This window comes from Streptomyces caelestis (assembly GCF_014205255.1).
GTDB lineage: Bacteria > Actinomycetota > Actinomycetes > Streptomycetales > Streptomycetaceae > Streptomyces > Streptomyces caelestis.
In genome coordinates this window covers 38,036-61,086 of record NZ_JACHNE010000001.1, presented here as the reverse complement: position 1 = coordinate 61,086, position 23,051 = coordinate 38,036, and the positions used below count along the sequence as shown (strand labels likewise).

Genomic DNA, 23,051 nt, shown 5'->3' with positions numbered 1-23,051 from the left:
CGCCGGAGTTCCGGTCGGCAGATGGACGGGGCGGGGCCTTCCCCCCCCCCGTCGGTCTCGCGCTTGGTCAGGAGGTGACCGAGGCGCAGCTGCGCTCCCTGTTCGGCGAAGGCCGGCACCCGGACGCCGACCGGCTCGTAGCCGAGTAACTGGCAGCGGGGAAGAAGCCCGCGGCCGCGCGCAAGGCCGGGGCACTCGGGCGCAAGGTGAAGGTCGCCAAAGCCGATCTCGTCTTTCGGCCGCAGCCGACCCTGCAACTGATGTGGGCGCTCGGAGATGAGGAGATGCGAAAGGCGATCGAGGCCGCGCACGAGCGGGCCAACGCCATCGTGCTCGCGTGGATCGAGGAAGACGTCGCCGTCATCCGCTACGGGGCGCAGGGCATCTACTCCACCCGTCCCGCGCACGGCCTGGTCGCCGCCCGCTCCCGCCATTACGAGGCCAGGTCGGGTAGGCCGTTGCTGCACGATCCCCTCCTTCTGTCGCTCAAGGGCCTGCGCCCGAACGGTGTGGGGCCCAGCTGCGCGAGGACTGGCAGGCGAGTGCTCGCGCGTTCCTTGCCGACGCCGCTGACCTCATCGACTCCTTTCTCGAGCGCGTCCGCGCCGCGGCGACCGCGATCCGGGCCGGGTCGCGGTCGTGGTCGACGTCGGCCTGGCGGCCGTCGCCGTCACCGCCACGCTGTTGGTGATGAACAAGGACGGCTGCTTCCACCGCCGCCACCTGCTCGCCGAAACCCGCCGACATCTCGCCCTCGTCCAGCGCGGCCGCCGCCGCGATCCCGGCCTGGACGACCGGATCGTGAACGAAGCGCTCGCCGCGCACTGCACCCGATATCGCTGAGGCCCGCACCGAGCGCGGAGAGGAACCCGGCTACCGCCTCTGCACCGCCCGCTGGGCACCCACCGCCCCTCAGCCATCCAGGCCACCGGCCGCCGCGCCACGCTGGGACCGGAAGCCGGCCGCCGACCCGGCCGCGCCCTTCCTGCTGCTGGAGCCGGGGGAGTGGGGCATCCCCGCGCGTGCTGCTGCGCCACGACCGCGCCGTCATCGCCGCACGCGTCCTCACCGCCCGGTTGCGCACCGCGCGCCGCACCGGCCGCCCCCTGTACGGCCCGGCCGCGCACCAGCCGACCGCGCCGCACAAGCAGCTGCTCCTCTTCGCCCAGCCGCACACGGCGGCCCGCCCGGCGGTCGACCTCGCGGCCCTGCGCACCGACCTGGAGGCCCTGGAGCTGACCACCGACCAGATCCGTCGGACAGGCACGGCGTTCGCCACCGTCGGAGACGAAGCGCGCCGACGGGTGCGCAAGCCTGCGAACCCGAACCCGAACCCGAACCCGGAGCCTGCGCACCCGAACCCGGAGCCTGCGAACCAGGCCCGGACGGCGCGCCGCGCGCACCAGCCAGACGAGCAGAGTGCGCACCGCCCGTACCAGCCGCGCACGGCCAGGGCTCCGGCGCGCCCGGATGATGCGCACCGGCGCGGTCAGTGCGCACCGACCGCGCCGGGCGGATTCGCGATTGCGCACCAGGTGCGCACCGTTCCCGGGATACGCCGCGCGCACCCGCTCCAGGTGCTCGGTGCGCATCGTCTTCAGGTGTTGACGGTGTCTTCGCCTTCCTGCTGAAGGACGTTCTCGGTGAACCGGATCACCTGTCACAACCAGGACCGCCGCCAGTATCAGGTCGATACTCTGACCGGCATGAGTGACGGCATCGCGTGGATAGGCGCACACCACCACACCTCTCCGTCGGCCGTGCCCGGCATGCTCGGCGGCATCTCGCTGACCCTGGCCCGAGGCGTGGAGACGGACGAGTTCCTCATCAACTTGGGCGCCGACCTCGACGAGCTGGCCGCGCGCACCCCGTGCAGGGAGCTGCGTGCACCGGCCGGGCAGCCGGGCCAGCCTTCCTCTCAGCTCAACCGCGCCATGTACGGCACGTGTGGTGAGTGGACGTACGTGCTGGAGGACTGGGGGATGGCAGCCTGGGCGACCGGCTACCAGGGCAAGGTTGAGTCGATGCTTCCCTGTGAGGGCGAGGAGATCCTCTGCCTGACCGCCAACCGTTTCAGCCCTCCGGCCGTGATCATCCATGCGCCTGATGCCTGCGCGTTCCGGGCTGACTTCGGCACCGACACCGGGCAGGGCTCGGCCCTCGATGCCGCCCTCAGCGCTGCGGGTGCGGTGTTCCCGTCGATGCCTGAGGCCAGTGAGGCTGAAGTCGTCGCGTACTTCGAGGAGTATGGCGAGCGCCTGCCCGAGCTGGTGTTCACCGCCGTGGGCGCCTACACGGGCGTGGCCATCGACCAGGAGGCCGTGAAGGCCGGTGACCTTCCCGGCGTCCTCATCGCCCGGTCGCCGCGGGATGCGGCCTGGAGCAGCAAGCCGTTGTCCTCCCCGAGCGGAGTTCCTGGAGCCTGGGCCCGCTCCGCGAGTTGAGGGCTGGGGCGTCTTCCTACTCGAACTTGACGGCCAATGACGGCTGTTGAAGATCGGCCCAGACGGAGGAGAAGAAGCGGTGTGAACGAGGAGGATGGCGCGGGCGGTGGCCCCCCGACACCACGGCGCAGAGCGCCCAAAGGTTGTGGGAGCACCCGGACGCGGTCCTGGCCACCTTGCAGACCGGCGGGATCGGCGCGGCCTCCGTCGCGGCTGCGGGCGGACTCGCATACGCCGTCCTCACACGCGAGCGCCGGGAGCTGATGCGTGAGTGGGTCGGCCCGCTGCACCAGGCGCTCGCCGTGCCGCTGGGGATCGCGGAGCAGACCGACCCCCGGCCGCTACCTCCACGTCCCGAAGAACTTCGGCGACGACGCGGAGATACGCATCGACCTGCCGGTGTTCTTGCGTTCTTCCGCGACGTGGTCGCCGACCTCATCGCTAATGCCATTGTGAAGAGCCGCTCCGGTCCTTCCCCCGCCTGCCAGTTGTGGCGTGACGCAACCTCGCGGCCCGCCCGTCGGCCCGGGTCCTGGCGCTGACCACGTTCGACGACGAGCACCTCCACCCGGTCCTGGCGGTGGGGGCCTGCAACCTCCTAGTGAAGGACACGCCTCCGGCCGACATCCTCGGCGCCGTGCACGGCCACGGACGAGACCCCGTTCAGCCGGGACGCCCGGCGCCAGCTGATCGATCGGGCGGTGGCCACGCCGGAGCCCGCTCCCTCTCTCCCCCCCGCCGGAGGGCCTGACACCGCGCGAGTGCGAGGCGCTGGCTCTGGTCGGCGAGGGCCTGTCCAACCGGGAGATCGGCGAGGTCCTGTACTTGGGCGTGACGACGGTCAAGTCGCATGCGGCGGCCCTGATGACGAAGACGGGTCTTCCGAACCGGATCAGGCTGGCCGTCCTGGCGGCGACGCATCGTTAGCCCCTCTCGTCAGCCCCGTCCCGCTACGGCCTGCTCGCCATGCGCTCCTCTGCGGGCTCCTCGTGGACCTCGGTGGTCTGCTCCTCCGGCGCCGACTTGGGGAGCCAGCGCAGGGCGGCCGTTCCGAGGGCGGCGTGCAGAAGGCTCGCCGCGACCACGACGACGTGGAGGCCGGTGACGAACGCGGACTTCGCGTCCTGGATCACGGAGGGGAGCAGGGAGGGCAGCTGAAGGGTCTCGTCGAGGGTGGGGGCGAGGTCCGGGCCCTGGAGGCGGAAGAGCAGCGCGGCGAGCGAGCCGAGGATCGCTATGCCGAGGGCGTTGCCGATCTCGTTGCTGGTCTCGGCGATCGCGCCGGCCGAGCCCGCACGCCCCGCGGGGACCGCGCCGACCGCGGTGTCCGCGACGACGGCGAAGGAGACGCCGTATCCCAGTCCGGCGATCACGGTCGAGGCGATGTACCAGCCGATCCCGCCGGTGACCGTGGTGGGGAGCAGCAGCAACAGGCCGCCCGCGATGGAGAAGTGGCAGACGAGGAGCGCGGCCCGCTTGCCGATGCGTTCGACGACGGCCGGTGTGACGATGCAGGAGAGGGTGAGGGCCGCCGCGCCCGGGAGGGCCAGGAGCGCCGCGTGCAGGACGCTCAGGTTCAGTACGGACTGGAGGTAGATGCCGGACAGGTACGCCGCCGCCGACCATGCGGCCAGGGGCAGCAGGCCCGTGACGACGGCGATGGTGAAGACGCGGTCGCGGAAGAGGGAAAAGTCGATCAGCGGGTTGTCCAGGTGCCGTTGGCGCAGGCCGAAGAAGGTCAGTACGGCGATGCCGACGATCATCGTGGTGATCGGGAGGGCCGAGATCCCGTCGGCGGCCAGGTGCTTGATCCCGTAGATCGTGAGCAGCAGGCCCCCGGCGGAGGTCACGACGCTGAGCGGGTCGACGCGGCCCGTCCCGCCCGACCGGACCTCTCGGAGGAGGACCCGGCGCGAACACCAGGAACACGACGATGACGGGGAGGTTGACGAGGAAGACCGAGCCCCACCAGAACTGGCCGAGGAGGGCGCCGCCGATGACCGGTCCGACGGCGAAACCGGCCGCGAAGGCCGCGGCGAAGATGCCGATGGCCTGGGCCCGGCGCCGGGAGTCGGGGAACAGCTCGCTCAGTACGGCCAGCGCCGAGGGCAGCAGGGTCGCACCGGCCACGCCCATGAGCGCCCGGCAGGCGATGAGGAGTTCGGGGGCCGGTGCGAACGCGGCCCCGGCGGAGCCGAGTCCGAACACGGTCGCGCCGATCATCAACAGCTTCAGCCGGCCGTAGCGGTCGCCGATGCTGCCGAAGGCGACCAGCAGGGAGCCGACGGCGAAGCCGTAGATGTCCAGGATCCACAGCGCCTGGTCGGCGGTGGGCGAGAGGGCCTGGCTGATCCGGGGCATCGCCAGGAACAGGATCGATCCGTCCATGGAGACGAGGAGGACCGGGCCGAGGACCACCGCGAGCCCGAGCCAGGCCCGCAGTCCGGGTGCGTTGTTCGCATGCTGTCGAGTCATGGTGCCGACGCTCAGGCACGGCGTGGCCGACAGCCATCCCCGTGGCGTGGGTACACCCGACAGGTACACCCACGGAGGGGGCGTGCGCCCTACGCTCGTTACATGGAGAGCCTCGGAACGTTCCTGAAGAGCCGTCGTGACCGGGTCACTCCGGCTGAGATCGGTCTGCTGACCTACGGCACCTCCCGCCGGGTCCCCGGTCTCAGGCGGGAAGAGCTCGCCCAGCTCGCGGGTGTGAGCGCGGGGTACTACACGCGTCTGGAGCAGGGGCAGGCCGAGACCGCCTCCGAGCAGGTGCTCGACGCGCTCGCCCGGGTGCTCCGGCTCGACCAGGTGGAGACCGTCCATCTGCACAACCTCGCCCGGCAGTCGGTGAAGCCCGGTCTGGGCGAACCGCCCCGCGAGGAGCCCCACCCGCGGGTACTGACCCTCCTGGAGTCACTGGGCGAGGCCACGCCCGCGGTGGTGCTCGGCAGGCGCGGCGACGTCCTCGCGTGGAACCGCACCGGGCACGCGCTGGTCGCCGAGCACATCCCCTTCGAGGCGCCACGAAATCCACAGGGGCGTCCGTCGATCCCCAGGATGTTCTTCCTCGACCCCCACACCCGCGACATGTACCGCAACTGGCCGGATCTCGCCAAGGTCCACGTCGCCTATCTGCGCCTCACCGCAGGCCGCTACCCCACGGACGCCCGGCTCGCCGGGCTGATCGGCGAACTCCTTATGCACAGCGCGGACTTCGGCGTGATGTGGGCGACGGGTGACGTCTCCGACTGCACGACGGGGGCCATGCATTTGCAGCACCCCACCGTCGGCGCGGTGAGCGTGGACTACCAGGTGTGGCTCCAGCCCGACAGCCCCGACCACCGCGTCGAGATCTACACCCCCAACGACGCGACCTCCGCGGACGCGTTGCGCGTGCTGAACCAGCAAAGCGGCCGGGGTGACGAGCCGGAGTCGACGACCGTACGGGCCGAGCAGCGTTGAAACCGCCCGCGCTCCTCCCGGGGGCACGCCCGCGAAGAGGGCGGGGGCGTCCGTACGGAAGAAGCGGGGCGGCTGTACGCGGGGGAGGCGCCCCGCGTACTCAGCGCATACCGGGTCCCGCGTCCTCAGGACATGCGGGTTCCGTGTGCTCAGGGCATGCGGGTTCCGTGCGCTCAGGACACGGCCTGCTCCTGCCGGTCCGGGACCTCGGCCGTCGTGTCCCGCTCCTCGCGCGGCAGCCGCGCACCGCGAGACGCCGAGCGCGAGCGTGAGGGCGGCCGCGCTGCTTGACGGCGAACTGGCCGCCGAGCCGAAAAGCTCCGCTACCGGCTGCTGCACGCATCACCGCAGCGGTCGCCGTCTGCACCTGCGGATCTCCGCAACCTGGCCCTGGCGAAACGAGCTGGCCAACGCATTCGTCCGCCTTACGGCCCTGCCACGTTGGCCACCTTGAAACCGCGGCACGGCCCCTGCCCACCCACGACCGAGGATCTCTGGAGAACCCGACCCGCGCGTCGGGCCCCGGCCATGCCCACCACGGCGCGAGCCCGCCAGGACGTTTCCCCGGCGCGCCCGCGGCGCGGTTCGGTCAGGCCGGGACCGCGGCCGGCTCCTGGTCGGCCTGGGCGGCGTTGCGGGCGGCGAGATGGAGCTCGGCGTCCAGGGCTGCGGCCGCTCCGGTGCCGGCGGCGTTGATGGCCTGGCGGTAGGCGGCCGACGACGTGGCCGGCGGCGAACACTTCGGGCAGGCTGGTGCGCGTCGGCGGGGGAGGACCACACGCGTTCACGCGGACAACGGTCCAAACTCGGAACACCCCCGCGTCGGCGGGGGGAGGACGAAAACAAACCGCCGGACTATGACCGGTGGGCCGGAACACCCCTGCGGACGCGCGGGTGTTCCGGTAGGCAGTGGGAGCGCGCTGGGGACCGCCGGAGACGGCGGCCTCCGCCGGCGAAGTCAGTCGCCGGCGTGGGTGGAGGGGAGGCGCTGCGCGCAGTGCTGTCGGTGGGCTGGACTGGGTCAGCCTGCCAGTCGGGCGAGGGCCAGGGCGTGAGCGTGGTCAAGGGAGTCAGCAGCGGCGCAAGGGATGTCCGGCTGCACACCGGTGCCCTCCCAGTTCGTGCCGGAGACGGGGTTGATGGCGCGGCCGACGGGGACGGTGGCTTCCAGGTGTGGGTGCACGGTCCAGCCCTGGCACGGGTGCGCGCCGCCGCGGGTGGGCTCGCCGACGACTACGGCGCGGCCGAGCTGCTGGAGGTCGTACGCCAGCTCCTCAGCGGCAGAGAAGGTGCTGTCGCTGGACAGCACATACAACGGCTTGCTGCCGCCGAAGCGCGCGCCGGGAACGTGCGGCAGGCTCCAGGACTGCTCGCTGCGCTCGCCGCCGTGCCAGTACATGGTGTTGAGGTGGGTGCGCTCGTCGAGCAGGTAGCTGCAGACGAAGGCGACCGCGTCCGGGTCGCCGCCCCGGTTGGCGCGCAGGTCCACGATCAGCGCCTGGGCGCGGGAGGCCAGGGTGAGCGCGGCGCTCAGCGGTTCGGCGGCCCACTCCAGCGGAAACAGCATCGGTGCCAGCTCCACCACGGCGACCCCTCCGTCGAGCAACTGCACCCGGGGCGCACCGCCCAGAGAGGAGTCGAAGTCCCGGCGCATGGCGTCCCGGGTGGCCGCCCCCTGCTTCGGGGAGACCGGGGCAGCGTGGTGCTTCAGTCTCAGGTGCCGGTCACCGTTGACGGATTGCAGGTCCGCGGTGACCAGGCGGGCGAGCTCCTCGGCGTCGTCGACGTCGTAGGCGCCCTCGGTGAGGCGTCGTTGCAGCAGGCCGGCCAGCTGCTCAGCAGTCTCGGGGAAAACGTAGTGCTCGGTCAGCAGCCGGGCCGTCTCGTCGATGACAGGGGCCGGCGCAAGCTTCGTCGGAGTCGTCATGGCAGGGAGTAGAGCACTGCCCTTGCGAAAGCGTCAAAGACTTTAGACACTTTCGGTATGCCTGATCAGCCTTCCTATCCACCGCCTCCTGAGGACGTCCTGGAGATCGGTGCGCCTGCGCAGTTCGCGGCGCTCTCTCACCCATTGCGTCAGCGGTTGCTCTTCGCCCTGGGCCACCGGCCTGCCACCACCAGCCAGCTTGCGGCGCAGCTCGACGCGAAGAAGGGCAACGTGGCCCACCACCTCAAAGTGCTCCGCGAAGCCGCGCTGGTCCACATCGCCGAGACCCGCCAGGTCCGCGGCGGCACCGAGCAGTACTACCAGCGCACGGCCCGCCAGATGGTCGTCGCCGAACCTCAAGCGGCAGGAACCGCCGCCATGCTCGCCGCGGTCGCCCAGGAGCTGGACCGCTCTCCCGTCGAGACCCACCTGACACTGCGCCACCTGCGTCTGAGCCCTGCGAAGGCAAGAGAACTCGGCGAGGCCCTCGCCCACCTGGTCGATGAGGCCGAGGAGGATGCAGAGGACCAGCCCGTGCACGGTGTGTTGGTGGCGCTCTATCAGCAGGCCCTGCCGACCAGCACCACTAGTTCCGCCTAGCGGCACCAACCTCACGAGACAGCACAGCTAGGGCGCTTCGTTTGGATCAGCGGGCAGAACTTGGTGGTGGTCCAGTTGGAGCAGCGAGAGTTGCTGACGCTCGGCCTGCGGGATGCGATGTGCAGGTGGCTGGGAAACTGAGCGCCGATGGGCTTCGCCGTATCGCTCATCGCCATCACGTCCGCCGGCGTCGACACCATGGCCGGTCGACGGCGCCGCGGCCCGAGGGCCGGGACCGGATGCAGTGGGTCGGTCTGATCGCGGTCAGCCTGCCGGGGCTCGCCGCTCTGGGCGCGCTGCTGTTCACCTGGATGCAGGTCGGACAAGCCAGCAAGGAACTACGCATCTCTGAGCACGGACAGATCACCAGCCGGTTCAACGCCGCAGTCGGCAATCTGGGATCGCAGTCCCTGGACATCCGACTGGGCGGCATCTACGCCCTGCAGCGCATCATGCAGGACTCCGCTCGCGACCGTAACTCGGGCGGGCAGTGCGTACGGCGTTCATATGCGACTACCTCTCCGACGCCGACCTGCGGCCCGAGATCAATGACGGACTCCAGGTCGTGGAGAACTGGAACTCCGCCAACCACTGCCTGTTCAAAGGACGGCGACCTGACCGGCTCCACAAGGAGGCCCAGGAGGTCTCCATGCTCGCCCTGCATCTGCTCCAGTCCGCGCTGGTGCACGTCAACATCCTGCTCCCGCAGGACATCCTGAGCGAGGAGAAGCGGCAAATGAGGCTCACCGGCGCGGACCGGCGGGCCCTGTCCCCGCTGTTCTGGACCCACGTGACCCCTACGGCCGGTTCGAGCTGGACATAACCTTCCTACCTCGTCCTCGCCGCCGCGGCGCTTATAGTGCCCGGCCACCGCACCGCGCCCGATACGCAGACTCCCCAACCGGCGACGTAGGGGGCGGCCGGGTCGGCGTCCTGAAGACCCGTACCCGGCCGCCGCTCCCGGGCGTCTGGGTGCTCTAGGGATTGTCCACCTGGAACCGACCGCTCGCCGGATCCCAGCTGGCGAGCTGAGGCGGGACGCTGCCGGACAGCATCGGCCCCGGAACGCCTGCGTCGGGTTCCGGCCCGGGGACCTCTGATAACCCGTCGACAAGGGCGATCAGAGCGGTGAGGGAGTTAAGGATCCGTTCCGGGAGGTACAGGACGGCGCTCTCCAGGTTCATCAGCGCGGATTCCAGCTCGCTATCGCCCACTCTATTCGCATTTTCGATCAGACGTTTGAGGTGATGCTCGACGCGCTCGGTGTCCTGCAAGGGTCCCAGCTTGGCGTCGTTCGCTCTGATCGCTGTGACGATGCTCAGCAGTTGGTGGATGCCGTCGCCCTGTCCCCGACGGATCAAACCGTCCCGCCACGTCACGTAGTGGATGAGCCACATGGGCATGGTCGCCAGCCAGGCACGCGCCTGCCGGCGCGCCGCCAGCATCGGCTCGGTCAGGGCCCGGAAGGCGCCGGTCGTGACTTCGTGGACCGCCGCTGACGCGAGAGCGGCGCCTCCCACGGTGAGCGAGTTGGTCAGGTCCTGGTCGAACCCGACGTGGAGCACGAAGGTCGACGCCACACCGGCCGTCGCCGTGCGGGCGATGGCGATCACCCGCCGGTGCGTGTCGACTGCCTCCGTGCGGGTCTGTCCCCGGTGGACCTGTATCGACATCCGGTCGCGGACCTCGTTCAGTCCCTCGTCTGGCAACGCGTGGCTCAGGAGCAGGGCCGAGGTCTTGGCCACCACCCGTTGAGCGAAGATATGGGCCCGGTTCTCGACGTTCGGAAACCGGGCAAAGTCGAGCGCTTCCCTTCCCCCGTCCGTTTCAGCGGCGGCCTTGGCCCACCGATAGAGCCGGTCCCAGTACGTTTGGGCGTTCCGGCCGTCGTGGAGGGGATAACGCACACCGTGCGTGATCTTCTCCCGAAGCCAGCGCCCTAGCTTGTTGAAGATCCCCGTCTGTACCTCCAGCGGCACGAACAGGGCATCGAGGATCTCGCACAGGCGGAGCGCAGCCTCGTGGGCCTCCGGCGGTGTGGGGTAGTCGACGTCGTCCCCGAGCATCAGGGCGTTGACCACCGCTTGGTACCGTAAGTACCGGTACCAGCGGCGTTGGTTGTGGATTCGCCAACCGAGACGGGCCGCGCGTGCAGCGCCCGAGCCCGCTCGGCTGACATCACTGAAGTCAGTCACGCGAGGATGCTAGGGCAAATCCTGTTCCTACGGCGCTCGCCAATCTTCCGCTATCACCAGGCCGCCGTGAGCTGCCAGAACCGGACAGAGCTGCACCTCGCCCTCGGCAGCTGGCGAAGGCACAGGCTTCCGGCCGCCCTGGCCGTCGCGTCCTCCTGGCCGCAGGCCAGCGGGCGACCTCCTCTTAGAGGTCCTAACAGAAGTTGTTGATCAAGTGACCATCGGGCTTGTCTGCTCGTTGGTCGGGTCGTGGGGAAACGTCAGTCGCGGCCGTGGATCGTGTCGGACGAACTGTGGTCGCTCATCGAGCCGTTACTGCCCGAGCCGGGGCCGAAGCTGGTGGCGGGCCGGCCGCGAGTGCCTGACCGGCAGGCCCTGTGCGGGATCCTGTTCGTGCTGCACACCGGCATCCAGTGGGAGTACCTGCCGCAGGAGCTGGGCTTTGGTTCGGGTATGACGTGCTGGCGACGCCTGGCCGCCTGGAACGAGGCCGGCGTGTGGGACCAGCTGCACTTGGTGCTGCTGAAGAGGCTGCGGTCGGCGAAGCAGCTGGACTGGTCGCGGGCGGTGATCGACTCCTCCCACGTGCGGGCGGCCCGCAGAGGCCCAAAAGCGGTCCCAGCCCGGTCGACCGCGCACGGCCGGGCAGCAAACACCACGTCCTTGTCGATGGCCAGGGCGTCCCGCTCGCTGTGTCGCTGACCGGCGGGAACCGTAACGACGTCACCCAACTCCTGCCCCTGCTGGACAAGGTCCCACCCGTGGCCGGCGTCGTCGGACGGCCACGCAGACGGCCGGACATGCTCTTCGCCGACCGCGGCTATGACCACGACAAGTACCGGCGGCTGCTGCGGAAACGCGGTATCCGGCCCGTGGTCGCCGAACGCGGACAGCCGCACGGCTCCGGCCTGGGCATCTTCCGCTGGGTCGTCGAACGCACCATCTCCTGGCTCCACGGCTTCCGCCGCCTGCGCATCCGCTGGGAAAGACGCGACGACATCCACGAAGCCTTCCTTGGCCTCGCCACCTGCCTCATCACCCACCGACACGTCCAACGCCTTTGTTAGGACCTCTTACTCTTCCTCCGCGTCGCCGATGGCGACGCGGAGATCGTGCACGCGCTGCTGGACCTCGATCACGGCCTGGTCGCGGAGTGCTGTCCAGACCAGCCGGTGGCGGCCACCACCTCACGCGCGATGTCCACGACAGCCCTCCCGTCCGTCACCACCCGCACCGCATCCGCGGGGAGGTGCTGGTCCAACAACCGCGCCTTGCGGGCACTGCCTTCCAGCTCCTGCTCCAGCTCCGAGCCAAGTTCCCGGCGCACCAGCCGCTCGCGGGTGGTGGCATCGGAGGCGGTGAGAAGGACCCGCACGATCCGCACCCCCGTCCCCATGGCCCGCTGGAACATACCGGTCGTCTCGGGCAGCACACTGAGAGTGTTCGTATAGATCAGTCGGCGGTAGCCGCGCCGGGCGAAGTTGGCCCACACGGCGGTCAGGTTGCTCTCGGTGATCTCCGAACGGTGAGGGTCTCCCTCAGGCGCCGGATGCACCTGCCCCATGAAGTCACCGTCGATGACCGCGTGAGAGACCGCCGCAGCCCGTAGCAACGCCGAAACCTCCCATCCCACCGTCGTCTTGCCAACTCCAGCCCGTCCGCCGATGAGTAACACTTCCGCGTGATCCATGGGGGCAGCGTGCCAGCTCGTATCCTTCTCATGCGATCCGATATCGATCAGCACCACGGCCACAGGCATCACCAGCAAGATCACGACCAGCGTCACGGCCTGGACCCACACACCGACGGGCAGAACTCCGCCCCGAGCCGGGCACCCGGCCTCAGCCGTTCCCAACCTGGCCAGCGTAGGTCTCAAGCCTTCTCAAGACCGGGGCTTAGAAGCACGCACTGATCTGCTCAACGACTTCACCACCGCGGACGGCCGCAAGGACACCTTCAAGTACGACACCAACGGCAACACCATGTCGGTGACCACCTCGGGCACGGCCGGCGGGACACGCGAGTACACCTACAACAAGGACACCCCGACCTGCGGCGGCTTCGAAGGCCAGCGCTGCACCGCCAAGGACGGCAACAGCAAAGTCACTTCCTTCGAGTACGACGCCAAGGGCAACCTCAAGACGGTCACCCTGCCGGCGCCGCTGGGTAAAACGGAGTACACCTATGACGCACTCGGCCGGGTGGAGACCGTCATCGACGGACGCGGCATCAAGACCGTCTACACATACGACAACCGCGACCGCGTGACGAAGGTGTCCTCCACCAACGCCACGGTCACCTACTCCTACGACGGCAACGTCAAGACCCGCACCGACGCCTCCGGCACCACAGACTGGGACTACGACAAGCTCAACCGCGAAAGCATCCGCACCCTGCAGAACGGCGCCCAGACCGCCCTCGCCTACACCCCGGGCGGCGACGTCGACTACTACACCGACCCGACCGGCAAGACCGACTACACCTGGGACAAAGCCGGCCGCCTCGACTACCTGACCGCCCCGGACGGCAAGAAGACCGACTTCGACTACAACAAAAACGACAAGCGCACCAAGACCGTCTACCCCCGCGGCACCACCCAAGCCGTCGGCATCGACGACAACGGCCGCCCCGAAGCCATCAAAGCCACCTCGGGCTCGACCACTGATCGACCTGGCCTACAGCTACAAGAACACCGCGGGCAAGGACACCACCAAGATCCGCACCCGCACCGACAACCTCACCAAGAACAAAACCACCTACGACTACGACTCCCAGGGCCGCCTGCGCTACGCCCTGGAAGCCGACTCCGCGGGCGCGCGCAAAGCGTCGTGGCTGTACTGCTGGGACAAGGCCGGCAACCTTACCTCCCAGGACGGCACCAAGAACGCCTGCCCCGGCGGCACCACCTACACCTACAACGACGCGAGCGAACTGACCGGCAAGAACGGCACCACCACGGGCTGGTCCTACGACAAGCTCGGCAACGAAACCGCCGGCGCGAGCGCCACCGCCCGCACGAAGGAGACGTGGACGGACTACAGCCAACCGTCCGGCATCACCGCGGGCGGCAAGTCCTACGACCTGGTCCACGCAGGCACGACCAACTCCGAGCGCACCAAGCTGGGTTCGACCTGGTTCCACCACACCGCACTCGGCCTGGCCTCCACGACGACCAACGGCATCGACACCGGATTCATCCGCGAACCGGCGGGCACGCTGAACTCCATGACGACTGGGGGAAAGTCCTACTACTACCTCACCGACGCCACCGGCAACGTCCTCGGCCTCGTCGACGACACCGGCAAGCGCACCCACACCTACGCCTACGGCCCCACCGGCCTGCCCCGCGGGCCACGCCCACGGAGGTAGTGCCCCAGCCGTACCGCTACAGCGGCGCCTACCTGGATCCGACGGGCCTGTACAAGATGGGCCACCGCTACTACGACCCCACCCTCGGCCGCTTCACCCAACCCGACCCCTCCGGCGAGGAGAGCAATCCCTACCTCTACGCCGATGGCGACCCCATCAACAACACAGATCCCACCGGCCTATTCGATCTCGGGGGCACGCTGGCTGCGGCAGGTGCCAGCATCGCTGCCACCGTGGCCGTCACGCTGGTAGCAGGGCCGGTGGCTGGTGCAGCTGTCGGTGGCTGCGTAGGCGGTGCTGTTGGTGAGAGTGTGGCCGGCGGTTCTCTCACCGACTCCGCCAAGTCCTGTGCTGTATGGGGAGCAGTGGGCGCCGTCGGCGGCACTGCGCTGAAGGTCCTGCCAAAGATTTGACTCCCTCTGATGAGCTCGGAAGCGAGATAGTGACCATGCGTGGACCCTGGCAGGGACGATCCGGCCACCGGCCCGCCGGGTGACCGGGCGGGCTGGCGGTCGGCGAGGCGAATTCGGTTCAGCGTGTCTCCACGTGGTCGGGGTTGGTAACGGTGGGCACGGTGTCCTCCACAACGCCCTCGCGGGGGGCGACCACGGGGACTGTGGCGGCGGTGTGGTTGACCATCCCGACGTCGCCGGCGCTTGTCGGTGGCCACGGACGGCGATACCCACCTCCTCGGCGCCCACCACGCCGCCGTCGGCATCGCCCCGATGCCCGTTTGTGGCGCGCCCTGCCCGCCCGACCTGGTGACCCGACATCCGGACGGCGGTCATCTCCCAGCCGGATCAGCCTGTACCGCAGCCGCCTGCAGCATGCGGAGCAGCAGCGCGAGACGCTGCTGACCGTAATCGACCACCTGCAGGACCACCTCCGAGAAGTGCGCCGCTCAGCCCAAGCGTGGGACGGCCTGTCGCAGCACGCGGGCTGGTTAGTCCCCCTGGTCACCGGCGTCCTGCTCAGCTCCCCCACATGGTCGACCGCAGGCCTGGGATTCGTCGCCTTCGCCACGTCCGGAGGCCTCGGCTCTCCCGTCAGCCGCTCGACTGAGAACTAGGTGACCAACGACTACCACTCCGGCACGATGATGGGCCCCAATACCGTGGGTTCCTGCCACGGGAGCAGCACCACGGTCAGCACGACACAGTCCACTCACATCGACTTCGTGGCGATCCTCGGCTGGGCGCTCTTCATATTCAGTGCGGTCATGCTCGTCACGCACCACCTGTGGGTGTGGCCGGTCATCGTGGCGTATGTGGTCTTCGAAGTCCTCAGCCGCGCGCGCCTGGGTCCACCGCAGGCACGCTACGTGCTGCGCACCCTCACCGGCCTCGTCCCAGGCTCTCTCCTGCTGCTGGCTGCCTACCAACTCGGCGCAGACGAGGGGGCCGGCGGTGTCTTCACCGTGGACCAAACGGCCTGGACGGCCACGGGCGCTTATGCGTGCATCTACCTCGTCTACGCCATCATCCGCCTGGTGCTGGCCCGTAACCGGCTCCGGCAACCCGCACGCCCTCAGCTGCCGTCGAAGACGTCATGACAAGCGTGGCCGACCGGGAAGGACCATCCTTGTCGATTTGCTGGCGTCGGTAGGCAACCACCAGGGCACCGGCTCCGGCGACCACTGCGAAGGAGACCTTGACCAGGTCGAAGAGCGTCTTGGAGTCGATGCGGCGCTCGGGCTTGATTTCCCGGGCGCCGAGCAGGGCCCACCCGGCGAAGAACACGCCGGCCGCGATGGTGATCGCGGTGACGAAGGCCAGGGGCCTGGTCACCTTCGGGACTAAACCGCGCCAACCAGCTGTGAAGCGTTCGGGCTTTGACCGACCGGCCAGGTGAATGAACTACACAAGCTCGCACACCTGCTCCTTGGCTCACCTCTACGAGGACTGGGCAGATCGAGTACTTCGAAGCCTGGCGGTCCGCTTGGTCATGGAAACACCAGCAGTCTCACGGCGTCGGCTTCTTGTGCCGTTGCTGCGCCGACGGGTCAGCCGTTCATTCTTGGGAACGAGTGTCCGCCCGATGCCTGCGCATCGATCGGTTCAGCGGTCGCGCCGATTGTGCTCGCGTACTCCGGTGACGAGTACTCCGACGGTGAAGAGCAGGACGAGGATAAAGATGGCGATACCCAGGACGTCCTGGAGCCCACTGGCCAGGCCGCTGTAGCCCACGTCGACTCCGAAGATCACAGAGCACACACCTGCGACAAGGGCCGTCCAGCCCAGCCAGCCGGCGACTCGGCGGCTGGTGAGGATCGCCGTCCCGAAGAGGGCGAGGGTCAGCCCGAGCAGGATGCGGAAGTAGCTTTGGAATCCCCATTCCAGCCAGCGAACGGTCTCGGCGTTGGCAAAACGGATCGGCTTCTCCGCACCCGACGCGCTGACCCATGAGTCCACGGCCTGCTTCAGCCCCACGCCGTCCAGCCCCTGCAGGACTGCCCAGATCGCGGCGGTCGCAACGGCTGCTGCGGCCGCGAGCTGCGCAAGCAGGGAGGGCCCGTAGGCACCGCGCAGGACGCGGTAGAGCACGAGCAGGCCGCTCAGCGTCACCAGGACGCCAATGAACTGTCCAAGATGAACGGCGATCCAGGTGCCGCTGTGTGCGTACTTGGTGAAGATCGCAGGGTGGTCGTCTTCCTCCCCAGAGGGATGAAGCGTTGCGGTCAAGATGACATTGAGAAGGAAGCCCCCGGCCATGAGCCCGCCGGCGATCGTCAACGTGCGGCTTCGCGAGCTGGCTGTATCCGCCCCTTCGTCAACGCGCATGTCCGGACACATGAGCAGACCCCAGTCCTCTCGATGTCACCGACCGACATACTTGAGGATCACCAGATGCAGCCGCTCTCTCAGGACACGCGGCGCCGCCTCACCCGAACGAAGTCTGATCGCGGCCGATTGCACCAGCGCCCGGGGCACGCCTGCACCGGACAAGCGGATCCAGTCGAGGACCGCATTCCGTGTTCTCGTGCGGTGCACGGAAGCGGGCGCAGTTCGTCCCTGCGCAGCACGGGACTTCCGTGGGCCAGGGTCATGTCGGGCTCCCCTGCACCGGTTCTGGATGTAGGCGTGGCTGTCGCCAACCGGGCCGTACGCGTGTCGCCACCGCAGCACCGAGCAACGGGACCGCCATGAAGGCCAGACAGGACAGGGCGCTCGGCAGTGACATCCAGTTGGTGAGGGAGCCCACGAGCAGCGGACTGACCAGGAAGGCGCCGTACGAGACCGCCGAGACCACCGAGACCGTGTAACCGCTCGCGTCCTGCTTCCCGGCATGGCTGAGCAGCGCTGGCATCAAAGGACCGAAGGCGAAACCTGAGGCGGCGAACCCGGCGAGGGACAACGCGGCCGTGGGGGCGAGAGCGGCAAAGACGAAGCCCCCGCACCCGCCCACCGCGGCGAGCACGGTGAGATCGCGAGTGCGCAGCCGCGGCAACCGTTGCACCACCAGCCGCGAGACCGTCAGCGCCGACATGTACACGGCCGGAGCGGCGCTCGCCAGTACGACAGGAGCGGCCTTGTCCTCCTCCATCAAAAGCACCGACCAATGCTCGACGGCGTTTTCCACGACGAGCATGCACCCACCCAGCGTCCCGATCGCGGCGCCCCAGAGCCAGGCCGACCGCCAGTGCGGCACCGTGGGGCCCCCGAGGCCGGCACGGCGCTGCGCCTGATCCTTGGCCGCCGGTTTCAAGAGGGGCAGTACGGAACCGAGCAGGGCGGCCGCGCACAGGAGGAGCACGACGCGGATGCTCATGCCTGACTGCCGGGCCAGCCCCGTCAGAGGGGCCGCTGTGATCACGGCCACCGGAAAGGCGGCATGCACGGCTTGGAACAGCGGGCGGCCGCTGACACGTTCGGCGCGTGCTGTCGCCGCATTGAGGCATACGTCCAGCGCTCCGCTGGTGGCACCCACCAGAAAGAGCGCGGTACCGAGTCCGCCGAGACCGCTGATCCCGCTCAGCGCCATGATGCCGACGGCCAGGGCGGCGGTGCTGAGGAGCAACGCCCGGTGCTCACGGCCGACGGCGATCCTGCCGGCCAGCCCCATCGCGGGCATCGCTCCCAGAGGGACTGCGGTGAGGACAAGGCCTAGTTCGCCAGGAGTGGCGTCGGCGCGCTCTAGCACAGCGGGAAGCAGCGCCGCCCAGGTGCCCCAGAAGGCCCCCCACGCTCCGCTGACCACCACCAGGGCGAAACGGGGGCTCCTCGGCACGAACGTCGTCACTCGGTTCGCCCGAACGCTGTCGGCACTCCGTCGACCGTGGTGAGAGTGAACCGTTCGCCGTTGACAACGTGCGTCGAGTCATCAGGCCTCAGCCACGGCGGGACTTCCCAGTTGAAGGTCATGCGCGCTTCTTGCCCATCTGACAAGACGGTCGAAGCCTCAGTCTCGGACACGTCTTCCCTGATCTGGCCGGTCTGCGGCTCCTGGGATTCCGTGTGATCTCGAATTGCCCGGGCGATAAGCAGCGCGTAGACAACGGCCGCCAGGCCCTCGCTGATGGCCCCGGTCTGCTTGTCTTCTCTCCACCGTGCCGCGGCAAGCTCTGCATTGCGGTTCGCCTGGTGTCCGTACGTGCTCATGCCAGCAATGTGCCCTCTCCATACTCCGCCAGCGTGCCGGCCCAGCGGCTGGCCGGCGGACGGCTGGACGTCGTAGTGGATCTCATCAATCGCGGTCCCGCCCTCCTTGGCACAGCGGACGCGGTGGAGGACGGCGGCCGACTGCTGTCCACACTGATGGGCCCGGAGACCTTCGAGCGCGACATCACGGCCGTGTACGTGCGGATGTCGGCGTCCGAAGGGAAGCTGCAGCATCTCGCCGAGCGCGCCGCCGCGGGCACCCTGTCCGTCGAGATCGCGGCCACCTACCCTCTGGACGACGCCCCCAAGGCCCTCTCCGAGTTCGCGTCAGGACAGAGGGCGGCCGGGCGGTCACCGCCCGTCGTGCGGTGCGCTTTTCGTGCAGGTAGGCGCGAACGCGCTGGTGGCTGCCCTTGTAGCCGAGTGGCACTATCTCCTCCCACAGCTTCCACGCGTTGGTGCAGCCCTCGTTCCAACGGTCGTCCAGGTGGGACTTGTGGTCATCTAGGACCGAGGGCCGGTTCTGCCACTGCCCGGTGAACAGTTTCTCGGGTGTCGCTGCGTCGGCGAGCTGCTTGACGGTGCGCCAGGTCATTCCGAGCTGTCGCTGGACCGAGCGTCGGCTGTGTCCTGCCTTCAGCAGGGCATGGACGGCGGCGTGCCGGTCCCTCGCCCGGTCGGCGAACCGATGTCCTCGTGGCCAAGGCGACGCGGACGGGGCGGCCTCGTGTTCAGGTTGTGGCGCTGCGGGCGTCAGGGCGTGCAGGCAGCGGCGGTGCTGGGCGACGCTCCGCTCAGCGGCCTCGCTCAGGTTGTGCCAGAGGTGCCATCTGTCTGCGACCTGGACCGCCTGCGGCGCTCCGGAGGAGGCACCTTCTGCGAAGAACGGCGCGCGATCGCGGCAGATGACCTCGATGCTGGGCCGCTTGGCGAGCCAGGCGGCCAGGCTGGATGCCTCCCGGTCCGGAAGCAGGTCGATCGGACGGCGGGTTTCGACGTCCACCAGGACGGTGCCGTAGTGGCGGCCTTTGCGGGTGGCGTATTCGTCGACACCTACCACTCGCGGTGCGGGCACCTCCGGTTCAGGCAGCGCGTCGACGAGGCGCAGGACCGTGCTTCGGCTGACGGACACGCCAAGGAGAGCAGCCAGCCGGGCGCCGGCCCGGCCGGCCAGGGCGAGGCCGACTGCGGCCAGGGCCGAATACAGCCGTTCGGTGCGCTGGCCGTACCTGCGGGTCAGGCCGGGTATCTGCTCCGCGAAGGTCCGACGTGGGCACTTGGTGTTCCGGCACCGGAACCGCCGAACTCGTAACTGGAGTACGACGCGTCGTCCTGCGCTCGGTACGTCGGCGGGAAAGCGCAGGTAGGAGCTGTGGACTCGGGTCGACCAAGACCCACACCCGGAACAGACAGCCCCAGTCGCGGTGCCTTGCGCATCGACCCGCACTATCTCGATGCTCACGTCCACCGACAGCACCGCGATGTCCGCGATCGACGGCAACAACAGCTCCTTCAGCCTAAGCACGACCTCTTCCACAGCCCGGACTCTCAGCCCAACCACCCGGATGACTGCCTATTTTCGGGCGATCTAGCGCTGCAGGAAGAAGACCAGCCGTCACTCAGAGTGGCCGCTGCACGGAAGCTGTGCCAGAACCCGAGTAGTGACGTCAGTTGTTCACGAGTTTGGGAGGCACCCAGATCCACGGTCGGGTGATGTTCACGAGTTTTGACAGCACTGGGGTACTTGCCAGGGCAGCATCGGAGTGCTCCTGGTGAAAGGTCCTGGTCATGCCGCAGATGGCCTGGCGAGAACGTCTGTGCCAGCCTGGAGTCGTTCCACCCGAAGAATGCCGGCACCGCGGGCTACGCCCGGGTCATGGAACAGGCACTGGCCGGTATCGGATACAAAGGCAGCTAGTGGGACCTGACAGAACCGGCGGTGCGGTGGTCACGAGACGGGCGAACCGTCTCGTGACCACCGGCTGCCTGACCATCCTGATCGCGCTGATCACCGTTCTCGGCGTCCTCGTCTCCTGGTTGTGGTATCGCCACTGGCACGACGGGAACGTCAACAGTGAGCGCAGGGACGGGGCATTCGCATCTATCCTGAAGCAGGCCCATGCCAGGGCGGGCGACACGGACCGCGCGCTTGAGACGAGCGGTATCACCGACGCAGACGCCCTTACCGGCGTCATCTGGCGGCATACAGAAGCTCCCGTGATCGCCTACGATGCGTCCCGTCGCGAGTTCACCGCCACGGCCGCATCATCTGCTCATTACGATGCTGAGGCCATCCTCCCCGGTGGAGGGTCCGGCCAGGTGACCCGCTGCTTCGTCTTCACTTTCACCCATCGCCCCGGCCAGGCCTGGACGTCGCGGGTTTCCGAGCGGGACGACGGTGTGTGTCGTCCGGGCACCGCGATCGGTGGTCTGGTACGCCTCGCGCAGACGCGCATCTCCAGCATGTATGCCGAGGACCTGACGCGAGCCGGAGTGCAGAAGGCCCTGGATCCCACGGGACGGCTGCGTTCCTACGACGTCAAGAGCGCGGTGCGCAGGGCAGACACGGTGACCGTCTCCATCCTGCTCTCCAGCCCGGACACAACGGTCGGTCAGTGCTACCGCTTCACCCGGCACGTCCCCGGCGGCGACGGCCTGGGCTCCGCCACAGCGGTTCCGGCTTCTTCGTGCTGACCCTGCGGCCCCGACACCTGAACAACGAGGCGGGACCGCGCCCCGGCGAGACCCTGAGCGCGGTCCCGCTCGCCGCGCCGGCGAGGCCCCCGGAGGCGCGGCGTAGGACCGCGGGTGCCAGTCCGCGGAGCGGCCAGCGGTGAACATCTGCCGAAGACGGGCCGTGTCCGTAAGTGCACGGGATCCTGATCAAGCGGGCCTGCGGTACGGCTCACTCAGGGCACAGACGCGCGCTTCCGACCGTCAGGGCCCGAGACAGCCGGGCCACCCGCACCTGCACACCGAGCGACACCGCCGGCTCGCCCCAGTCGCGTCTGGCAGCCGGCCGATCACGTTTGATCGACCGCGAGGAAGCCCTGGCGGTGAGTACGGCGGGTGATGCGTCGGCGGCCCACTCCGTGATCGCGGCGAGGGATTTCGCACCGGCCAGAACTGCGCACGCGGCGAGCGCGAGGATGAAGGCGAGGGGATGGCGCCGCCCCTCCGCCCGTCGGGGATCCGGCACCGCTGCGAGGCAGACCAGCAGACCCGGGCGGTCCTCGGGCTCGGCGGGCCGGACAATGGCGAGTTGGCTCAGGCCGGCGGGGATGGGCGATGACGAGCGGGCAGGCACGGTCTTCCGTTGTGGTGATCAGGGACTCGACACCTCATGATCACCCGGAGGCCGTGCCTGCCTCCGTTCCGGCCCCGCGAACTCCGCTGCCATGTCCGCACCTGAACCAGCATCAAGCCGGACAGATCCTCTGAACGACGCCGCCCTGCCCCATACCCAGGGCCGCAGGTTCCCTGCCGTTCCTGGATCACATGATTCCGCTCATCCGCGACAACCTCGGATTCATCGCCTCCCTCCGCCGCAACTACGGACCGCTGGTCGAGATCATCCTCCAGCCCGGCACCCGAACCGTCATCGTCCAGGACCCACAACTCATCCAGATCATGCTCAAAGACCTCAGCCCCCACCTCGCCAAGGGCCGGTTCTTCGAGAAGATGGGCCAGCTCCTCGGCGACTCCGTGGTCACGGCCGCCGGCCGGGCACACTGCGACAAACGCCATCAACTGCAGCCCGCCTTCGCCCGCGACGAGATCGCCCGCTACGTCGACAAGATGCGCGACGAGGTCACCGCAGCCGTCGACAGTTGGAAGCCCGGCCAGGCCCTCGACGTACGGGAGGCCATGGATCAAACTCTCCCTCGACATGCTCGCGAAGACCGTACTGTCCGACAGTCTCGACGACAGCGCCTTTCGCCGCGTGCGCCAGGACCTGTCGGTCGTCATGGCCGGCGTCGGCGCCCGCGTCATGATGCCCGACTGGGTCGAGAACCTGCCCCTGCCCGCCAACCGCCGCTTCAACAGGGCCCGGGCCGCAGTACGCGCCACCATCGAGGATGCCGTCGACAAGTTGCAGGCCGAGCGGCACGCCTCTGGCGACAACAGCGCCGACGACATGCTGTCCATGCTCTTGCGCGCGACATGACCAGGCATCAGATCTGCTCCGAGATCCTCACCCTGGCGGTGGCCGGCACCGAAACCACCGCGTCCGTGCTCTCCTGGCCCCTCTACGAGCTCACCCGCCATCCTGACATCGAGGCCCGCGTCCTGGCCGAACTCGCCCAGGTCCTGGCCGGTCGCCCGGTCACCTTTGAGGACGTAGTCAGGATCAAGCCAAGATTGATCACGACATCACACAGACCCTAGGAGCGCAGGAAGCCCCGTCGGGGCAGGGTGACGAAATGGGTCCCCTGGCCCGACGGAGCTCGGTCGG

The 23,051-nt window shown here is 68.8% G+C and carries 23 protein-coding genes and 4 pseudogenes; 15 read left to right on the top strand and 12 right to left on the bottom strand.

Annotated features, from left to right (window positions below):
• Window positions 1–149: 149 nt before the first annotated feature.
• The 5 genes and pseudogenes from HDA41_RS42570 to HDA41_RS42175 form a co-directional block, all read left to right on the top strand.
• Window positions 150–455 (top strand): annotated as a pseudogene (locus tag HDA41_RS42570) (relaxase domain-containing protein); the annotation flags it as partial.
• Window positions 456–639: 184 nt separating this feature from the next.
• A complete protein-coding gene (locus HDA41_RS00300; protein ID WP_184979572.1) occupies window positions 640–843 on the top strand; it encodes a hypothetical protein in 204 nt (67 codons plus the stop codon).
• Between the two features lie 179 nt (window positions 844–1,022).
• Entirely contained in the window at window positions 1,023–1,631 is a 609-nt protein-coding gene (locus HDA41_RS00295; protein WP_184979570.1) for a hypothetical protein, read from the top strand.
• 75 nt (window positions 1,632–1,706) lie between these two features.
• Window positions 1,707–2,444 (top strand): hypothetical protein, encoded by a 738-nt coding sequence (locus HDA41_RS00290; RefSeq protein WP_184979568.1) that lies wholly within the window; start codon window positions 1,707–1,709, stop codon window positions 2,442–2,444.
• Between the two features lie 693 nt (window positions 2,445–3,137).
• Window positions 3,138–3,371, top strand: a complete 234-nt coding sequence (locus HDA41_RS42175) for a response regulator transcription factor (RefSeq protein ID WP_311772195.1) — start codon at window positions 3,138–3,140, stop codon at window positions 3,369–3,371.
• A gap of 23 nt (window positions 3,372–3,394) precedes the next feature.
• Here the strand turns inward: HDA41_RS42175 and HDA41_RS00280 are convergent.
• A pseudogene (locus HDA41_RS00280) lies at window positions 3,395–4,919 on the bottom strand (MFS transporter).
• Between the two features lie 102 nt (window positions 4,920–5,021).
• Between HDA41_RS00280 and HDA41_RS00275 the strand changes: the two are divergent.
• Complete coding sequence (locus tag HDA41_RS00275) at window positions 5,022–5,906, top strand: helix-turn-helix transcriptional regulator (RefSeq protein ID WP_184979566.1); 885 nt, start codon at window positions 5,022–5,024, stop codon at window positions 5,904–5,906.
• Window positions 5,907–6,495: 589 nt separating this feature from the next.
• Here the strand turns inward: HDA41_RS00275 and HDA41_RS00270 are convergent.
• On the bottom strand, window positions 6,496–6,684 hold the full coding sequence (locus HDA41_RS00270; protein ID WP_184979564.1) for a hypothetical protein: 189 nt from the start codon (window positions 6,682–6,684) through the stop codon (window positions 6,496–6,498).
• Window positions 6,685–6,927: 243 nt separating this feature from the next.
• On the bottom strand, window positions 6,928–7,833 hold the full coding sequence (locus tag HDA41_RS00265; RefSeq protein ID WP_184979562.1) for a S41 family peptidase: 906 nt from the start codon (window positions 7,831–7,833) through the stop codon (window positions 6,928–6,930).
• Between the two features lie 57 nt (window positions 7,834–7,890).
• Between HDA41_RS00265 and HDA41_RS00260 the strand changes: the two genes are divergently transcribed.
• Window positions 7,891–8,433, top strand: a complete 543-nt coding sequence (locus tag HDA41_RS00260) for an ArsR/SmtB family transcription factor (protein ID WP_184979560.1) — start codon at window positions 7,891–7,893, stop codon at window positions 8,431–8,433.
• 490 nt (window positions 8,434–8,923) lie between these two features.
• On the top strand, window positions 8,924–9,256 hold the full coding sequence (locus tag HDA41_RS00255) for a Tn3 family transposase (protein ID WP_184979558.1): 333 nt from the start codon (window positions 8,924–8,926) through the stop codon (window positions 9,254–9,256).
• Between the two features lie 154 nt (window positions 9,257–9,410).
• On the opposite strand, the gene HDA41_RS00250 is transcribed toward HDA41_RS00255, so the two are convergent.
• Window positions 9,411–10,628, bottom strand: coding sequence for a hypothetical protein (locus HDA41_RS00250; RefSeq protein ID WP_184979556.1), 1,218 nt, complete (start codon window positions 10,626–10,628; stop codon window positions 9,411–9,413).
• A gap of 249 nt (window positions 10,629–10,877) precedes the next feature.
• Between HDA41_RS00250 and HDA41_RS00245 the strand changes: the two are divergent.
• Window positions 10,878–11,695: pseudogene (locus tag HDA41_RS00245) on the top strand (IS5 family transposase).
• A 68-nt stretch (window positions 11,696–11,763) separates the two neighbouring features.
• Here HDA41_RS00245 and HDA41_RS00240 read toward each other — a convergent pair.
• On the bottom strand, window positions 11,764–12,318 hold the full coding sequence (locus HDA41_RS00240) for an AAA family ATPase (RefSeq protein ID WP_184979554.1): 555 nt from the start codon (window positions 12,316–12,318) through the stop codon (window positions 11,764–11,766).
• Between the two features lie 292 nt (window positions 12,319–12,610).
• On the opposite strand from HDA41_RS00240, the gene HDA41_RS00235 reads away from it, so the two are divergent.
• Together HDA41_RS00235 and HDA41_RS00230 are read left to right on the top strand one after the other, a co-directional pair.
• Entirely contained in the window at window positions 12,611–14,410 is a 1,800-nt protein-coding gene (locus tag HDA41_RS00235) for an RHS repeat-associated core domain-containing protein (protein WP_268251558.1), read from the top strand.
• 656 nt (window positions 14,411–15,066) lie between these two features.
• Window positions 15,067–15,549, top strand: a complete 483-nt coding sequence (locus HDA41_RS00230) for a hypothetical protein (protein WP_184979552.1) — start codon at window positions 15,067–15,069, stop codon at window positions 15,547–15,549.
• On the opposite strand, the gene HDA41_RS00225 is transcribed toward HDA41_RS00230, so the two are convergent.
• From HDA41_RS00225 to HDA41_RS40765, 4 genes are all read right to left on the bottom strand, one after another.
• A complete protein-coding gene (locus tag HDA41_RS00225; protein ID WP_184979550.1) occupies window positions 15,476–15,784 on the bottom strand; it encodes a hypothetical protein in 309 nt (102 codons plus the stop codon). The two genes, HDA41_RS00230 and HDA41_RS00225, sit on opposite strands and share 74 nt — an antisense overlap.
• Before the next feature lie 270 nt (window positions 15,785–16,054).
• Window positions 16,055–16,777 carry a hypothetical protein gene (locus HDA41_RS00220; protein WP_184979548.1) on the bottom strand — a complete coding sequence of 241 codons (723 nt, stop codon included), beginning with the start codon at window positions 16,775–16,777 and terminating at the stop codon, window positions 16,055–16,057.
• A 262-nt stretch (window positions 16,778–17,039) separates the two neighbouring features.
• Entirely contained in the window at window positions 17,040–18,194 is a 1,155-nt protein-coding gene (locus tag HDA41_RS00215) for an MFS transporter (RefSeq protein WP_268251559.1), read from the bottom strand.
• Window positions 18,195–18,232: 38 nt separating this feature from the next.
• Window positions 18,233–18,595, bottom strand: a complete 363-nt coding sequence (locus HDA41_RS40765; RefSeq protein ID WP_230299861.1) for a hypothetical protein — start codon at window positions 18,593–18,595, stop codon at window positions 18,233–18,235.
• On the opposite strand from HDA41_RS40765, the pseudogene HDA41_RS42565 reads away from it, so the two are divergent.
• A pseudogene (locus tag HDA41_RS42565) lies at window positions 18,578–18,874 on the top strand (hypothetical protein); the annotation flags it as partial. The gene HDA41_RS40765 and the pseudogene HDA41_RS42565 sit on opposite strands and share 18 nt — an antisense overlap.
• Here the strand turns inward: HDA41_RS42565 and HDA41_RS00205 are convergent.
• Window positions 18,780–20,132: an ISL3 family transposase gene (locus HDA41_RS00205; RefSeq protein WP_230299860.1), complete on the bottom strand. Its 1,353-nt coding sequence runs from the start codon at window positions 20,130–20,132 to the stop codon at window positions 18,780–18,782. The pseudogene HDA41_RS42565 and the gene HDA41_RS00205 sit on opposite strands and share 95 nt — an antisense overlap.
• 434 nt (window positions 20,133–20,566) lie before the next feature.
• Between HDA41_RS00205 and HDA41_RS00200 the strand changes: the two genes are divergently transcribed.
• A complete protein-coding gene (locus tag HDA41_RS00200) occupies window positions 20,567–21,289 on the top strand; it encodes a hypothetical protein (protein ID WP_184979544.1) in 723 nt (240 codons plus the stop codon).
• A gap of 211 nt (window positions 21,290–21,500) precedes the next feature.
• Here the strand turns inward: HDA41_RS00200 and HDA41_RS40760 are convergent, their stop codons facing one another.
• The gene (locus tag HDA41_RS40760; protein ID WP_311772194.1) at window positions 21,501–21,794 is read right to left on the bottom strand and encodes a transposase family protein; all 294 of its coding nucleotides are present in this window, start codon (window positions 21,792–21,794) and stop codon (window positions 21,501–21,503) included.
• Window positions 21,795–21,862: 68 nt separating this feature from the next.
• Window positions 21,863–22,486: a hypothetical protein gene (locus HDA41_RS40755; protein WP_260423772.1), complete on the bottom strand. Its 624-nt coding sequence runs from the start codon at window positions 22,484–22,486 to the stop codon at window positions 21,863–21,865.
• On the opposite strand from HDA41_RS40755, the gene HDA41_RS40750 reads away from it, so the two are divergent.
• Complete coding sequence (locus HDA41_RS40750; protein ID WP_230299858.1) at window positions 22,485–22,763, top strand: cytochrome P450 family protein; 279 nt, start codon at window positions 22,485–22,487, stop codon at window positions 22,761–22,763. The two genes, HDA41_RS40755 and HDA41_RS40750, sit on opposite strands and share 2 nt — an antisense overlap.
• Window positions 22,760–22,984 (top strand): cytochrome P450, encoded by a 225-nt coding sequence (locus tag HDA41_RS40745; RefSeq protein WP_230299857.1) that lies wholly within the window; start codon window positions 22,760–22,762, stop codon window positions 22,982–22,984. The genes HDA41_RS40750 and HDA41_RS40745 overlap by 4 nt, the downstream gene beginning before the upstream one ends.
• The last annotated feature ends 67 nt before the right edge of the window (window positions 22,985–23,051 follow it).